We start from the raw sequence: 15,447 nt of genomic DNA on the forward strand, positions 1-15,447 counted from the left end.
CGCCGCCAGGAGAGAGCCTGCAGCCGCGGCATCGCCACCGTAGGCGCCAGAGCCGTACGGGCACGGCCGACGACGGCCCGCTCGTGGCCTTCTTGCCCAGTGACGCGCGCTGGCGCACCAGGGACGCCATCCCCGTTTCCGGCGGCATGGGCTGACGCCGCGCGGTCTTCGCCGCTGCCCGGAACCAGCCGGAGTCGTTGCTCAAGGTCAACGAGGCGTGAGGAGACAGAACTCGTTGCCTTCCGGGTCGGCCAGAACCGTCCAGGAGACAGCGGACTGATCGAAATCAGGGTCGGTGGCGCCCAGGGCGCGCAGCCGGGCTGCCTCGGCCGCCAGGTCATCACCCGGGTAGGGACAGACGTCGAGGTGGACGCGGTTCCACCCGCATTTGGTGTCGGGGGTGCGGACGAACTCCAGGTAGGGACCGACGCCTTTGGCTGAGCGCATGGTCGCGTGGTCGTCGGTAACCTCGTGCAGCGTCCAGTCCATCGCCTCGCCCCAGAACCGGGCCATCCCTCGTGGGTCGGTGCAGTCGACCACCACCGCGGCGATCGGCCCGATGTCCTGGTAAATCGGACGGGGCTCCAGGACGCAGAACTCGTTGCCTTCCGGGTCGGCCAGTACCGTCCAGGGGACGTCGCCCTGACCCACGTCGGCGGGCATCGCGCCGAGATCCTTCAGGCGCGTGACCAACTCCGCTTGATGGGCGGACGAGGTCGTGGCCAGATCAAGGTGCACGCGGTTCTTGACTGTTTTGGATTCCGGGCGGGCGACGATGTCAATGCAGACGGCCAGGGGGTCGGGGTAGGCGAAGCCCACGGGTTCGAGGTTGGTCACGCCGGGTCCCTCGCTGTCGACGCCCCAACCGAGTGCCTCCGCCCAGAACCGGCCGAGCGCGGAGTCGTCATGGGCCTTCATGTTGATCTGCACAAGTCGCGTTGCCATACCGCAGATCCTAGAAGCTCAGCCGGCCTAGGCCGCCGTGATCAGACGCAGGGCTGGTCCGTGATCCTCTGACGCACGTGGGGCCTGGACGGCATGCGGTCCAGTCCCCCGGTCACCGCACGGGTCAGCGGCCGGTGCCGGACTGCACCTTCCTCAAGGCTCGCATCCTCTGCTGGGCGGCACTGACGGCGGCGTGCAGCTGAACCCGTGCGTACTTCCATGGACCTTTCCATGGCCTGTTCGAGCTGGGCGGCGCACGATCCGGTAGCGGGCAGCGTATCGGGCATGGCCAGGTAGGCGTCGAAGTGCTTGACGACGTCGTTGAGTTCGGGGCGCATCACTTCGAGCTGGTCAGCGAAGTTCTTGATGAGGTTGCGGAACTTGCGCAGCGGTGTGAAGCCTTCGGGCTTGCAGGGCTTCTGGGCGTACTCGCAGAACTTGTCGACGATCTCCTCCAGGCGGCCGGTGACGCCGCCAAGGTCCTTCGCGTTGTCTACGACAGTTTGCTTGATCATCCACGAGAAGGGGCGGCGGGCGTGGCGGTAGCCAAGAATCTCCACAGCCACCGTTGCGGCGCCGACGAGCGCGACCACCAGGAGGGATCCGGCGCCAGTGCCGAAGGCCGGGGTGATGTGACGGTACCAGCCCACGTAGCGTCGGACCTCGTATTCGTCCAGGCCGCACTGGTTCTTCGCGGCCTGGAGGCATTCCTCGATGGCCCAGCGTGAGCCGGCGGCCCAGCAGCGATTTCTAACTCGAGGCGCACGCCGGGGAAGTAGCGATCTGCTTGGCAGACGCTCCACGTGGGCCGATGTACCCCGATCGGCGGGTGCACGGTCGGTAGGACGCGGGCGTGTGCGGCCACCGGTCGGTGCGGGCTCGCCGGAACATGACGGCCGGTCACCGGCTCCTTGTCGGGGCCGTGTTGTCAGTGGTGGGCGATAGGTTCGAGGCCTCGGAACCGCTGTTGCACGACAGGAGTGGACGATGACCGAGAGCAGTGTGCTGTCCGCGCTCAGGGTGGTGCTGACGGACGTCAACGAGCGTGTGGTGGAGGCGTGGCGCGCCGCGTTCGCCGACACCCCCGGCATTGAGATCCGCAAGGGCTCGATCCTCGACGAGGACGTAGACGCCTGGGTCACCCCCACGAACTCCCAGGGCCGGATGGACGGCGGGGTCGACGCCGTCATCAAGCGGTGCCTGGGGTCCGGCATCCAGGTGCGCGTCCAGCGGGCGATCCGCGACCGGTTCGCCGGACCCATGCCGGTGGGCAGCGCGGTCTGCGTCCCGTCCGGCGCGACCGTCCCCCTGTACCTGATATCGACGCCGACGACGGTGCGGTCCTCGCAGAACGTGAGTGCCACACTGAACGTGGCGCTGGAGTGCGCGGCTGCTTTCCAGGCCGTCCACCGGCAGAACCGGAAGAAGCCGGGCAGCATCCGGTCCGTGGCGCTGGTCGGGATGGGGGCGCAGACCGGCCAGGTGCCGGCCCAGGTGTGCGCAAATCTGATGTGGACCGGCTACACGCTCTTCCACGACCACTGGTTCGAGGACGACGACGAGCTGCGGTCCACGATCATCTCCCAGCTCCACGGGATCGAGAATGCGCCCGTCGACCAACGGGTGCGCATCGTGCGGCCGGCGGCCACGCCCGTCGTCCCCGCGCTGGCGCCCGAAACCGCCGCTCCCGCCCCCTCGTCTCCTTCTGCCGCGACGAGCGAAATCGCCTCCGCCATGACTCCCGCTGCTGAAGCCGGTCATTGAAGCGCAGCCGGACGCCGCACGGTTCATCGGGAAGGGCCGCAGCCACGAGGTGGTCCCGGTCCGCGAGCTGACGTTCCAGGCGCTCAAGCCGAACCCGCCGCACAAGTGGAAGGTCGTGGTCTTCGGCCAGAACCCGTACCCGCGGCCGGAGAGCGCCACCGGCATAGCCATGTTCGACAACACCTTCAGCGACTGGAAGGACAGCCAGTTCGGCCGGGTCGTCAGCATCCGGTGCCTCATCAAGGCGGCGGCGATGTGGAAGTACGGCATCGCCAAGAAGACCCCGATCGCCGACGTGCGGGCGCTGCTGAAGGAGCGGGACCCGGTCCAGCCGCCGGAGTGGTTCCAGGCGATGCTGACGCAGGGCGTGCTCCTGCTGAACGCCTCGCTGACCGCGAGCGGCGACGGAGCAATGGGTGCCGACCAGCACACGGCGTTCTGGCGGCCGGTCGCCGAGCGGATCGTCGAGGAGATCCTCAAGGCCAAGCAGGCCGCGACCGAGGAGGACCACGGGGTCGTGTTCGCGTGGTGGGGGGCGCACGCCCGCAGCCTGAAGCGGGTCGTCCTGCGGCTCCAGCAGAAGTACCCGGACGTCGAGGTCCGGCACCTCGACCACGCGAACCCGGCGGCACAGGGCGACATCTTCTGCGAGGGCGACCACATCGCCCAGGTCAACGACGCCCTGACTTCGCTGGGCGCGGACCGCATCGACTGGCTGCCCAGCAAGGGATGGAACGGGCCGACGGCCGGCGCGGGCGGTGCGGACGGGGGTGTCGCGGCGCGCATGGGCGCTTTCATCGAGTCGACCATGAACCTGCACCAGCTGTACCTGGAACGCCTCACCAGCGTCAAGGACGAGGGCCTGGTCCTGCCCGCGATCACCGGTGTCTTCGACACCCCGCTGATGGACTTCCAGGACGCCGTCGCCCCGGTCTCCGCAGCGCTGTCCGGGCTCGCCGGGCACATCCGGCGCTCCCGCGACTTCGGCAAGCAGCGTGCGGACCAGGCGGCCGGCGGCGGCCTGTCCGCCGACGCGATCGCCGCGCTCCACCTGTACATCTGTGAGTCAGCCTTCTACCGTGAGGTCAACAGCGTTCTGCGCTCCCCCGACCGCACCAGGGTCACGCCCTACCTGCCGTACCTGCTGTTCTCGGCGGTCTCGGAGCTGCCTGCCTACACGCAGCCGTTGTGGCGCGGGGTGTCGCTGGACCTTCGGGCGCAGTATCCGGTGGGCCGGACGGTGACCTGGTGGGGCGTCTCCTCGTGTACCTCCGAGCTGAAGGTGGCCAGGGCGTTCTTGGGCAGTCGCGGCAAGCGGACCCTCTTCGAGGTGACGTCGGCCCGGGCAGTCGGGATCAAGAGCTTCTCCGCCTTCACCGGCGAGGAGGAATACATCCTTACGCCGAGTACCCAGCTCAAGGTGACGGAGGTGAAGAACGAGCCCCGCGGGCTGTGCACGGTCCGGCTGAGCGAGGTCACGGACGCCGCTCCTGTGGTGTCCTGAACCGCCCCCGTTCCACGGTGGTCTCTGCCCCTGCTGCAACCTTGGGTTTCCATGTCCTGAGCGAGCGGCACGAGTGTGTGGATGCCCCGAGAGCGGTGTGCCTCGACGGCGGTGACGCGTCTGCTGCTGGCCCGTCGTCATCAATGGTCGCGGGCAGTTCCTCGGCCTTCTCGCCGTCGTGACCGAAACTTTGACCGCCGCTGTGAATGGGTGCGTTGGTGGCACTGGGCAGGCGTCAGCCAGGTTGAGGGGGTAGCCCCTGTTCGGCGAGTGACTCGCACCGGCCGCGGTCAGCGGGAGGCCGGGCTCAGCAGGGGGCCGGACGGATTGTCCCCGCCCGGCCCCCTGCTGAGCGCCGTCGTACCGACGCCCTATCGGGCTGGGGTCACGCTGTCGGAGGATGTGGCGCGGAGCCGGTCGATGAGCGCTTCCATGCCGATCAGCCCGGCGTCCAAGCCGAGTTGCCGCATCCAGTTGTCGACCTGCTCGCGGCGTTCGGATTCCACCCGCAGATCCAGGGCCGGGTCGGCGCTGAAGATCCCGCCATGCGTTCCGCCCGAGACTCTCGGCACCGGGGCCAGTCCTTCGGTACGGAGGAGAGCGGCGACGATGGCGTCCCACTTTGTGGTGTAGCCGATCAAGGCTAGGGCGTACGCCCCGGGGCGTGTGGTGATGGGGATTCCGCTCCCTGCCCAGCAGGCGGGCCACCTGCAACTCTCCTTGGTGAACGGCCAGTTCAACCCGGGAGGTGCACGGTGGCCCTGTCTCAGTCTGACCTACTCCGCCTGCTGGAGTCACTACGTTCGGCGGACGGGCTCGAACTCGTCCGTTCGGTGGCCGAGCGGATGCTCCAGGAATTGATCGAGGCCGAGGCGAGCGCGAGGATCGGCGCGGAGTGGAACGAACACACCGACACCCGCACCGCGCTGCGCAACGGGCACCGGGACAAGACACTGACCACGCAGGCCGGCGACCTGGACCTGGGCATACCCAAGCTGCGCTCGGGCAGCTTCTTCCCCAGCCTGCTGGAGCGCCGCCAACGCATCGACCAGGCCCTGTTCGCCGTCGTGATGGAGGCGTACGTCCACGGGGTGTCCACCCGCTCGGTCGACGAGCTGGTCAAGGCCCTCGGTGCGGACAGCGGGATCTCCAAGAGCGAGGTCTCGCGGATCTGTGCCGACCTGGACACCCAGCTGACCGCGTTCCGCACCCGGTCGCTGGACCATGTCCGCTTCCCTACATGTATCTGGATGCGACGTACTGCAAGGCCAGGGTCGCCCACCAGATCGTCTCCCGGGCCGTGGTGATCGCCACCGGTATCACCGAGGACGGCGGCCGCGAGGTGCTGGGGTGATGGTCGGCGACAGCGAGACCGAGGTGTTCTGGACCCAGTTCCTTCGCTCCTTGCGCGAACGCGGCCTGAACGGGGTCCGGCTCGTGCTCGGCGACCACCACTCGGGCCTGGTCAAGGCGATCCGCAAGGTGATCATCGGTGCGGCCTACCAGCGGTGCAGGGTGCACTTCCTGCGCAACGTCTTCGGCGTGATCCCCAAGGACGCCGCCGAGATGGTCGCCGCCACCATCCGCACCATCTTCGCCCAGCCCGACCAGGCCGCCGTTCGCCGCCAGCTCGACACGGTCGCCGACATGCTCGGCGCGCAGTTCCCGCAGGTCAAACAGATGCTCCTGGAAGCCAAGGACGACCTGACGGCATTCGCAGCCTTCCCCGAACGACATTGGAAGAAGATCCAGTCCACGAACCCGCTGGAGCGGGTCAACCGAGAGATCAAGCGTCGCATCGATGTCGTCCAGGTCTTCCCCAACGACGACGCGCTGCTGCGGCTGGTCACCGCCGTGCTCTTCGAGATGCACGACGAGTGGATCGCCTTCCCCCGCCGCTATCTCCCCGAGGGCAGCATGGACCAGATCTACCCCGCCGAGCTCCCCGAAAGCGCCCCCGAGCTACCCAACACCACCAACACAACCGCCGATTGATCGGCTACACCACGACAAGGGACACAACCGCGGCGACGGCGTCGCCGGTGACGGGGTGCAGCTGCTGGGGCTGGGCAACAAGGACCTCTTCGACGCCGTTGTTAGGCAGAGCGCGGTGTCTCAGCAAGGCATGTTGTCGCACAGCATCATCACTCGAATGTGTAGCCCTGCACTGTGAGTTGGGCAGGTGACCGGGGTTCGGGGCTACAACAAGTCCGCGCCCGGTCGACGTCGCCATGCGCTGCCCATCCCGTGCTGATTGCTGGGCAGTTTCAGGGGCTGTGCCCGCGTCGCTTGTAGTGGCTGATACGGGCTTGGGGTGGCCGCACCCGCGCCCCCGCCGCGGTGCCAGCGGCGCAACGGGCCACCCGGGTGCCCGAACCGCGCCGGCCGCCCAGCGCTTCGCCGCCGGCCCCGGGCCCGGTCAGATGCCCCGAAGGGCCGTGGTGGTCTTGCCGGTGCGTTCGCGCAGCAGCACGCGCAAGGTGTTGGGGTGCTCGTAGCCGACTTTGCGGGCGATGGTCTCCATGGACAGTTCGGTGGTGCGCAGCAGGTGGGAGGCCCGTTCGATTCTGAGGTCCTGGATGAAGCGGATGGGCGAGGTGCCGAGGGTGCGCTGGACGGAGCGTTGCAGCGTGCGGTTGCTGACACCGATGGATCTGGCAGCGTCGGGGATGCTGATCGGCTCGGCGAGGCGCTCGCGGGCCCAGCGTTCGAAGGCGGCGACGGTGGGGTCGCTCTGGGCCAGGGCGCTGGGGATGGTGTAGGCGGACTGTGACGGGCGTTCGTCGACCACCAGGTAGCGGGCCACCAGGTCGGCCAGCGCCGGACTGCTCGCCTTGACGATCGCCAGGGCGAGGTCGACGTGTCCGAAGGCAGCACCGGCGGTGGTGACGCCGTCCGAGGCGATCACCATCCGGCTCTGGTCGAGCTGGACCTGCGGGTACCTGGCGCGGAAGACCGGCGCCAGCCACCAGGTCGTCGTCGCGCGCAGGCCATCCAGAACGCCCGCCTCGGCCAGCAGGAAAGTGCCGGTGCAGGCCGAGGCGATGGCCGTGCCGCGTTCACGGGTGCGTGTGATCAGGTTCCGGACGGGAAGCAACTGGTCACCGCTGACGTGGTCGAGCAGCGCCGTGGGGCGGCGTTCGGCGAGGGCGGGGACGATCAGCAGATCCGCTGCCTCGGCGTGCGCCAGGGGCCTGGTGGTCACCAGGTGTCCGGCCCCGGTGCGCACCTGGGGCTGGGAGCCGACCGTCGTGACGTTCCAGGACGGCGGTTCGTGGATCTCCTCGCCCATCAGGGAGGCCACCTCGCCCATCGCGTTGGCGCCGTCCAGTACGTCGAGGATGGCCGCGAGTCCGGAGTCGAAGACGCCGTCGTAGACGAGAACCGCTATCTCCATGGCAAAAACACTATCATTGATGTCGTTTTTGCCACTGCTGTGGCTGCTGATCAACAACGTAGGTTCGTGGTCGGCCGGAGATCCGGCTGTTTCCCACCTGAGGAGTGATCACGATGAAGATGGGTCTGCTGGCGCGCATCGAGGCCAAGCCCGAGTACGCCGACGAGGTCGAGGCGATGCTGCGCGGCGCGGTGGAGCTGGCCGAGCAGGAGCAGTACACGGTGACCTGGTTCTCGTTCCGCATGGACGCCACCACCTTCGGGGTGTTCGACACGTTCAACGACGAGCAGGGGCGCCAGAGCCACCTGGAGGGCCAGATCGCCGCCGCGCTCATGGGGGCGGCGGAGACCATGCTCAGCTCGGCTCCGGTCATCACCCCGGTGGACCTGCTGGGCGTCAAGCTCCCCTGACGGGTCTGCCTGACACAGTCGAGCGAGGCGAAGGACAACATCGATGACAGCGACCACGAACACCCACGAGCTGCGTACCCGGACACACACCTGGCAGCAGCCGGTGCCCTGGGCCACGGCCGGCGATCTGACCGGCCTGGAACTGCTCCAGAAGATCCTCAAAGAGGAGATTCCGCAGCCGCCCATCGCCGGGACGCTCGGACTGCACCTGGTGGAGGCCGGCGAGGGCACGGCAACGTTCGACGGCGAACCCGGCGAGCACCTGCTGAACCCCATGGGGACCGTCCACGGGGGCTTCCTGGCAACGCTGCTCGACTCCGCCCTGGGCAGTGCGGTGGCCACCGTACTGCCCAGGGGGCGCGCCTACACCACCATGCAACTCAACGTACACATGGTGCGCCCGGCCTTTGCCCACACCTCCCGGCTGAGGTGCGAGGCGAGCGTCGTCCACGTCGGCCGGACCACGGCGACGGCCGAAGCCCGGGTCACCGGCACCACCGACGGCAAGCTGTACGCGCACGCCACGACCACCTGCGCGATCTTCACCGCGCCGAGCGCCGGCCCGGACCGGAACACGCGCTGAACTTCCGCACGAGAGAACCCCGAAGGAAGCGCGGTCATGAACCGCACGGCCCACCGGCTTCGACGCGGCGCGGTACGCCCCAGGAACGAAGTCGTGCGCCTGATCAACAAGCTTAAGATCAACCGGGCTGGCGATGCGCTTCGACAAGCGGGCTTACGTCTTTCACGGGACGGTCACCCTCGCCGCGATCAGGCTGTGGCTCCGGTGATGACCTCGGCTTCAGGGAGGGGGCGGCCCTTCGTGGCCCCCCGCCACGGCCACGGAAGCCCGAGGAGCCGGTGTGCCCGTGCACCTTCGTGAACCATCGGGCTGTGTGCCGCGTCCTCGCTGATGCGCGGCCCGTGCCGGGCGGTCGCTGTGCGAGGGAGAGCAGGGGACGGGTGACGGGTGAAACGATCGGTATCGGGCTGGCCGTATTGGCGGGCCTGGTGAGTCTGTGGGCCGGTGCCCGGGAGGCACGGCTGCAGATGCGGCTGAGCCGCTACGGGCTGCACGCCGAGGGGGTGGTGGTGGACCAGGAGCATCGGCCGGGGGACGATTGTTCGACGCCCGTCATCGAGTTCACCGACCGGCAGGGCCGGCCCGTCAGGTTCCGGCCCCCCACGACGGGGACAGGGCTGGCCCTTGGAACCTATGTACCGGTCGCCTACCTGCCCGAAAGGCCGAAAAGCGCACGGGTATTCACCCGGAAGTACCGCCTACATCGGATCGTCGGCCTGTTCTTCGGAGCCATGATCTTCCTCGGCGTCGCGGCTGGGTGCCTGCTCACGCGCTGAGCTTGCTCTCCCTCCTCGTTCTTACTAACGGATCCACCGCCAGACCCGTCACGGGACCCCCTCGGACACGCCTAGGCGGGCAGGGCGTTTGTTCAGTTGGTTCCCGAAGCCGGAGGGAGACGGTGCTGCGCGATGTGTCATCCACGCTCGCCTGCTGTCGTGCCTGCGATCTGACGCCTTCTTACGCCACCCGCTGCTTCGTGGTGGGAGCTAGCGTTCGAATCGTCGTGGTGCGGGTTGCCGCTCGGCGTCGCGGATGGCGCGGGCGGCGTTGATGAGCCCGATATGGCTGAAGGCTTGCGGGAAGTTGCCGAGGGCCTCTCCCGTGGTGGGGTCGGTCTCCTCGGCCAGCAGGCCGACATCGTTGGCGTGCGCGACGGCGGTTTGGAACACCTGCCGTGCGCGGGTGGTGTGTCCCGTCAGGGCGAGGGCCTGGGCGAGCCAGAAGGTGCACAGCAGGAAGGCTCCCTCTCCGCCTTCGATCTCGTCGCCGAGGTAGCGGCGGATCAGACCGTTGCGGTCGGTGAGGTGGGTGGCGATCGCCAGCACCGTGGACTGGACGCGGGGGTCCTGCGGGGGAAGGAAGCCGACGATGGGCAGCATCAGCGCAGAGGCGTCCAGGTCGTCGCTGTCGAACGCCTGCGTGAAGGCGCCCAGGCGGGGGTTCCATCCGCGCTGTTCGACGGCTTGGCGGATCTGGTCCCGCTCGTGCCGCCAGTGGGGTACGCGTTCGTCGGCCTGAAGGACGGGGGCCATCGCGATGGCCCGGTCCAAGGCGACCCAGCACATCAGTTTCGAGTGCAGGAAGTGTCTGCCCGACCCGCGTGTCTCCCAGATCCCCTGATCGGGTTCGGCCCAGCGACGGGTGGCCGTTTCGGCCGCTTGGAGCAGGAATGCGCGGGTGGGCGGGTCCAGGCGCTCGTTGGGCGGGAAGGTCTGGTAGGCGGCGTCGAGGAGTTCGCCGTAGACGTCGAGCTGGCGTTGGCGCCATGCTTCGTTGCCGCTGCGCACGGGGGTGCTGTCGCGCCAGCCGGCGAGGTGGGGCAGGATCCGCTCACTCAGGTCACGTTCGCCACCGATGCCGTACATGATCTGCAGGTCCACGCCGCGGTGGAGCTGGGTTGCCGCGGCTCGGGCGAGGAAGCCGAAGAACTTGTCCTTCTCCTTCTCGCAGGCGGCGGTGGCCAGCGCCTGCAGAGTGAAACTGGCGTCGCGGACCCAGGTGTAGCGGTAGTCCCAGTTGCGCGTGCCGCCCACACACTCGGGCAGAGAGGTGGTGGCCGCGGCGACAATCGCCCCCGTGGGCGCGAAGGTCAGTGCCCGCAGCACGCGTCCGCTGTGGCCCACCTCGTCCTGCCAGGGGCCGACGTAGCCGCGGTGCAGCCGCGACCATGAGCGCCAGCCTTCGACGGTGTCGTTCAAGCGCCGCCGGATACGCCCGGCTCGCCAGCGCATCGGCTCGGTTCCCCACGCCGGCCCGACCTGCAGTGCGAAGCCGAGGCGTTCCGACGCCCGGAGAGTGAACTGACCGTGCGCGGTGGAACCGCTCACCGTCAGGTCGATAGGGGTCGACAGCAACAGGACGTGGGCGCCTCCATACGCGACGAGCCCGCCCCGCACAGGTGCGAGGAGGGGGTGGACGAGTCCGAACTCCGGGCGTGGCGCATAGGTGATCTCGACGGGCACTCGTCCTTCGGTGCAGGTGATCTGTCTCAGAAGCATTCCGGGAGACGCGGTGCCGAGAGCGTGTCCGCGCTCTCGGCGTCCCAGGGCGAGTGCGTCGCGTAGGACGGCCGTTCCACCGGTGGTACGAAAGGTCGTCTCCAGTACGAGGGTCTCCTCGAGGTAGCGGCGGCTGACGTCTGCGGGGCCGGTGGGGCGGATGGACCAGTGGCCGGCGTCCTCGTCGAGGAGTCGGGCGAAGAGCGCCGGACTGTCGAAGCGGGGAAGGCACAGCCAGTCCACTGAGCCGTCGGAGGTGACCAGGGCGGCCGAGCGGCAGTCGGACAGCAGCGCATGGTCACCGATCGGTCGCCCGCTCATCGGCGGCAGTCCATCCGCCTCCGGCCCGCTGACGCGACCTGACCCGGACGGACTGAGCGGACGCCCGCACCGTGGAGCGCTTCAGGCACCGGTGGGTCGTCCATCGCAGCCTCCCTGAGCGGCGGATTCATCTCACTCAAACAGCACCACCGGCGGATCGCACCTCCTGGCTGGCCGTCGGCGGTTGCCGTGACGGGGCGGCAGGTTCTGGCGCATCTGACCCGCCCGACTTGTCGCTCGCACAGCTCCGTCTCCTCACCGCGGCTGCGCCCGGGGCGCGTGAGACGCGACGGCTGAGGGGCGTGCGTCGTGACGACCGAGGGAGACAAAGCACCGTCGGCCACTGACCCACTGGTCGGTGACGCTGAGCCCGAGGCTTTCGGCGACCCGGCGGACGGCCGGCGTCCCAAGGCGCGCCCAGAGGAAGGCTGGGCCGCGGTTGCCGTGGGTGTCCTCCACCCAAGCGCTGCAGCCCTCTTCGACATCATGCTGGTCGACTTCGACGAGCATGAATCCCGTCGGGGCGATGAGTTGGGTACAGCGGCGGAGCAGGGCATGCGGGTCGCCGCCGATGCCGATGTTCCCGTCGACGAGCAGCAGGGTCTGCCAGCTTCCCTCAGCGGGCAGCGGGTCGAACACCGACCGGCACAGTGCAGCCCCGCCGCGGGTCTCCGTTCGGGCGACCGCGTGGGGAGCGACGTCGATACCAAGGGCGCAGACGCCCCGGTCCTGGAGCGCCCTGCACAGGCGGCCCGGTCCGCAGCCGATGTCGAGTACGGGGCCCCTGCAGCGCTCCAGCAGCGTCTCGTCGGCCCCGGTGGGCCGCGCGCCCCAGCGGCGTACCGGCAGTCGGGTCCGGCGCCCGTCGGCGAACCTCAGGTACACCGGCCCGCGACCGGATTGCAAGGCCAGTGCGTAGGGGTCCTCGTGTGCGGCGGGCGACCTGTTCTCCTCAGGCGTCACGGCTCGGCATCGCGACCGGGTGAGGGCCGGTGCTTGTCGGCGGGGACGGCTCGCCGCACGCGGCGCAGTTTGAGAGCGAAGGCCAGTGCCGCCGCACCGAACAGCACGCCGGTGACCGCCAGCCACCGGCCGAGGTATACCCCTTCCGGCAACCGGGTGTCATCTCGGTAAGGGATCGCCAGATCGAGGATGAGGGGGAACCACACGAGCAGCAGCACACCGGACAGGAAGGCGGGTACGCGCAGGTAGTTGATCCATGCCACGGTCGGTACCCGGCCAGTGCGATGCCGCAGCACGGAGTGAGCCGACAGGTCGGCGAGCGAATACAGAGGCAGCAGGATCAGGTCGTGAAGGATCGCCGCCCCCACGAACCAGATCGCCACCTCGAGCGGCCGAACGGCGAACAGGCGCACCATGCCGTAGGCCGTGAGGGCGAAGGAGCAGATCAGCACAAGCAGGTGCAGGGGCCCGGAGCCGTACCAGCGAACGAAGCGTGCCATGGTCATGTCCTGAAGGTGAGCCGGTGCACCCACTTGGTGTTGTTCACGCCGGGGTTGGCCGGGACGATGATCCGGGCCGGATAGCCGTGGTCGAGCGAGAGGTCCGCGCCGTTGACCCGCAGGGCGAGCAGCGATCGCGGGTCGTGGATCTGGTTGCCGCGCAGCACCACCGAGCGGAAAGCACCGCGCGATTGGACGGATTCCACCAGGACGCTTCCGGCCCCGGGCAGCCCGGCCATGGCGGCCAGGTCGGTGAGCCTGAGACCGCTCCAGTGCTGGTCGTCGGTGGACCATCCCTCCACGCAGGCGATCGGCAGGAGAGCGTCGTGCCGGCGCATCGCCAGGAGCTGCGCGCGCGTGAAGACCAGCGTCGGTGCACGGCCGCGTACCTCCAGCCGCCACGCAGGACCCACATGTGCCGGGTTGATGCCGACGGCCGCGGCCGTCTTGTTGATCTGGAAGTCCATCGGGCCGCCGCCCGGGTTGCGGTTGTGCGGCGCGAACAAGGCGGTGTTCCGCAGCCGGCCGCCGATGCTCTGCCCGGCCGTGACTACCAGCAGGGCCAGCGAGCCCACCCCCACCAACCCCACGGCGCCACGCCGCGTCATCGTCGGCGCCGCCGGTGCGGTCGGCACCAGGCCGTCGGGGTCGGGCGGCTCAGGCACGGTGTGCGCGAGGTCGGTGCGCAGTTCCGTGGCCAGACTGCGTGAGCCCAGTGCGCGTGACATCCGGCCCAGTCTGAGGCACACATGGACGATGAACGCGGCGATGAACACCCACGCGCCGTAGAAGTGCAGGGTGTAGAACGAGCCGGGAAAGACGTAGTACAGCTGAATATTGAGGATCCCGGTCACGAACTCGAAGATGACGCCGCCCACCAGCATCAGCAGGGACAGCCGCTCCAGACCGTGGGCGACACTCCGCACCGGCAGCCACTCGAACAGCTTCGGGATCACCGACCACAACTTGCCCAGCAGCACGGGCACGAGGACCACACCCAGCGTGACGTGCACGCCCTGGGTCAGCCGGTACAGCCAGTAGGGGTGCGTAGGCCAGTCGAACAAATAGAAACCCAGCAGGCCCTTGTCGGGCGTCATGTCATTGTGCGGGCCGAGATCGGGGTTGTAGGCGGCGTAGGAGAGCGCGCCGGTGAGGAAGAGCACCGGAATGCCGACCAGCAGCACCAGGCCGAACACCGACGTCAGCCAGGGACCCCGGATTGGACTACGCCAGAACGCGGGCCGAAAGGGCCCCGGCGGCGCAGGCAGCTCCCCGATCCGCCGCGCGACAGCTCGGGCACGCGCGGCAGCCGCAGCGACACCGCCAGCCACACCGGCGCCGATCCGCCGAAGACGCCACCGCGCATGCGCGGCCTCCGGCATCGGGCGCTCCGGCCGCCCGGACGAACCGGGCTGTGACCGTCGTCCGCCGTTACCCATCAGCCGCCTCCTCCATCCCAGAGCCCCGCCCTCAAGGGCGGCCGGTCAACCCGTCAGAACGTCTTCCAGAACACGACTGATGAGACCACTACAGAATGTCTCTGCGCCGGTGGACCAACCCCTTGGCATCGTCGTCAAGGCATACGCTGATACCCGAGTGGCCGGACCCCGTCAGCCGAACGGTGGAGTCCCTGCCTCCCGGCAGCCGCGACAGCGCACACGGTGCGATCCCCGACCGGGGCTGATCGACCTGCTCGCCGCGCGTCCCGCACCTGGACCGCGTTCTGAAGAAGGATGGTGTCGTCGTACTGAGCCTCCGCCAACTTGAAGTTGCAGCTCAGGGGGCTGGTATGACCGTCTTCCGGGGGTCTCACGCTGATCGTGGTCAACTGTCTGCTCTCTTCAGCGCTCGCGGCCTGTTCCTGAAGGTGCCTGTCTCAGCGGCCGAGACCGGACAGCCCGTCACCCAGGACGCTTGCGCCCAGGAGGAGCAGCACGATCACCGTGATCACGGTGCTGTTGGTGACCATGAACTGTCTAACGCTGTCCAGGTACGACGCGGCGCGCTGTCCTCCGGCGAGATGGATGCCGACGGAGCCAAGCACCGTGCAGGAGGCGATGAGTACGAAGACGGTGACTGCCGCGATGAGGCCGACGTCGTGGGCGCCGGCTTCGACGATCGAGGTGGTGGCCGACGTTGTCAGGACGAGGTTCTTGGGGTTGGCGCCCGACAGGAGCGCCCCGAGGAGCAGCGCACGTCCAGCCGTGGCGTCGTCGAGCGAGGCCACCCAGCGTGGTGGCTCTGCCTGCTCACCGGCGCGGGGGCGCTTCCACCACTTGCGTACCCCCAGCACGATGAGGGCTCCCCCGGCCAGTACCCGTCCCCAGTCCGCGATCGCCGACGAGGTGCTGTCGGGGTCGTCGGCTCCGCCGAGGAGCACCGCGACGAGCGTCGCCGCGATCGCGAGGCCGGTGATCCATCCGGCCGCGAACAGCAGGCCGTTACGGCGGCCCCGCGCGCCGGACAGGATCAGAACGATTCCGATCAGCGGGAAGGGACTGAGCGCGACCGCAAACGCAGCCGGCAGCATGGCCCCCATCGCCTGGCTGAGCACCCGATCCC

13 protein-coding genes and 2 pseudogenes are annotated in these 15,447 nt (G+C 68.8%); 6 read left to right on the forward strand and 9 right to left on the reverse strand.

Annotated features, from left to right (window positions below):
* Window positions 1-207: 207 nt before the first annotated feature.
* Together A6P39_RS02175 and A6P39_RS45315 are read right to left on the reverse strand one after the other, a co-directional pair.
* Window positions 208-945: a VOC family protein gene (locus tag A6P39_RS02175; RefSeq protein ID WP_067045114.1), complete on the reverse strand. Its 738-nt coding sequence runs from the start codon at window positions 943-945 to the stop codon at window positions 208-210.
* 605 nt (window positions 946-1,550) lie between these two features.
* Window positions 1,551-1,679, reverse strand: a pseudogene (locus tag A6P39_RS45315) (IS701 family transposase); the annotation flags it as partial.
* A 253-nt stretch (window positions 1,680-1,932) separates the two neighbouring features.
* Between A6P39_RS45315 and A6P39_RS02185 the strand changes: the two are divergent.
* Together A6P39_RS02185 and A6P39_RS02190 are read left to right on the forward strand one after the other, a co-directional pair.
* Complete coding sequence (locus A6P39_RS02185) at window positions 1,933-2,709, forward strand: macro domain-containing protein (RefSeq protein ID WP_107304333.1); 777 nt, start codon at window positions 1,933-1,935, stop codon at window positions 2,707-2,709.
* 49 nt (window positions 2,710-2,758) lie between these two features.
* Complete coding sequence (locus A6P39_RS02190) at window positions 2,759-4,213, forward strand: ADP-ribosyltransferase domain-containing protein (RefSeq protein ID WP_234378866.1); 1,455 nt, start codon at window positions 2,759-2,761, stop codon at window positions 4,211-4,213.
* Between the two features lie 371 nt (window positions 4,214-4,584).
* Here the strand turns inward: A6P39_RS02190 and A6P39_RS02195 are convergent, their stop codons facing one another.
* Window positions 4,585-4,854 carry a hypothetical protein gene (locus A6P39_RS02195; RefSeq protein WP_275883780.1) on the reverse strand — a complete coding sequence of 90 codons (270 nt, stop codon included), beginning with the start codon at window positions 4,852-4,854 and terminating at the stop codon, window positions 4,585-4,587.
* 114 nt (window positions 4,855-4,968) lie between these two features.
* Here A6P39_RS02195 and A6P39_RS02200 point away from each other — a divergent pair.
* Window positions 4,969-6,208 (forward strand): annotated as a pseudogene (locus A6P39_RS02200) (IS256 family transposase).
* Window positions 6,209-6,632: 424 nt separating this feature from the next.
* Here A6P39_RS02200 and A6P39_RS02205 read toward each other — a convergent pair.
* A complete protein-coding gene (locus tag A6P39_RS02205; RefSeq protein WP_067057294.1) occupies window positions 6,633-7,610 on the reverse strand; it encodes a GlxA family transcriptional regulator in 978 nt (325 codons plus the stop codon).
* A gap of 113 nt (window positions 7,611-7,723) precedes the next feature.
* On the opposite strand from A6P39_RS02205, the gene A6P39_RS02210 reads away from it, so the two are divergent.
* The 3 genes from A6P39_RS02210 (at window position 7,724) to A6P39_RS02225 (ending at window position 9,379) form a co-directional block, all read left to right on the forward strand.
* Entirely contained in the window at window positions 7,724-8,020 is a 297-nt protein-coding gene (locus A6P39_RS02210) for a putative quinol monooxygenase (RefSeq protein ID WP_067057290.1), read from the forward strand.
* A 43-nt stretch (window positions 8,021-8,063) separates the two neighbouring features.
* Entirely contained in the window at window positions 8,064-8,603 is a 540-nt protein-coding gene (locus A6P39_RS02215) for a PaaI family thioesterase (protein ID WP_067057287.1), read from the forward strand.
* Window positions 8,604-8,983: 380 nt separating this feature from the next.
* The gene (locus A6P39_RS02225; RefSeq protein ID WP_067057284.1) at window positions 8,984-9,379 is read left to right on the forward strand and encodes a DUF3592 domain-containing protein; all 396 of its coding nucleotides are present in this window, start codon (window positions 8,984-8,986) and stop codon (window positions 9,377-9,379) included.
* A 210-nt stretch (window positions 9,380-9,589) separates the two neighbouring features.
* Here A6P39_RS02225 and A6P39_RS02230 read toward each other — a convergent pair whose 3' ends face one another.
* The 5 genes from A6P39_RS02230 to A6P39_RS02250 all read right to left on the reverse strand — a co-directional run bounded on the left by A6P39_RS02230 (window position 9,590) and on the right by A6P39_RS02250 (window position 15,439).
* Window positions 9,590-11,422, reverse strand: coding sequence for a glycoside hydrolase family 15 protein (locus tag A6P39_RS02230; RefSeq protein WP_067057281.1), 1,833 nt, complete (start codon window positions 11,420-11,422; stop codon window positions 9,590-9,592).
* A gap of 255 nt (window positions 11,423-11,677) precedes the next feature.
* Window positions 11,678-12,328, reverse strand: coding sequence for a class I SAM-dependent methyltransferase (locus tag A6P39_RS02235; protein ID WP_234379315.1), 651 nt, complete (start codon window positions 12,326-12,328; stop codon window positions 11,678-11,680).
* A gap of 53 nt (window positions 12,329-12,381) precedes the next feature.
* A complete protein-coding gene (locus A6P39_RS02240; protein WP_443052801.1) occupies window positions 12,382-12,891 on the reverse strand; it encodes a hypothetical protein in 510 nt (169 codons plus the stop codon).
* On the reverse strand, window positions 12,888-14,267 hold the full coding sequence (locus A6P39_RS02245) for a molybdopterin-dependent oxidoreductase (RefSeq protein WP_079133874.1): 1,380 nt from the start codon (window positions 14,265-14,267) through the stop codon (window positions 12,888-12,890). The genes A6P39_RS02240 and A6P39_RS02245 overlap by 4 nt, the downstream gene beginning before the upstream one ends.
* 494 nt (window positions 14,268-14,761) lie before the next feature.
* Window positions 14,762-15,439, reverse strand: coding sequence for a GAP family protein (locus tag A6P39_RS02250; RefSeq protein WP_079133873.1), 678 nt, complete (start codon window positions 15,437-15,439; stop codon window positions 14,762-14,764).
* Window positions 15,440-15,447: the final 8 nt, after the last annotated feature.

The sequence above is a fragment of the Streptomyces sp. FXJ1.172 genome (assembly GCF_001636945.3).
Classification (GTDB): domain Bacteria; phylum Actinomycetota; class Actinomycetes; order Streptomycetales; family Streptomycetaceae; genus Streptomyces.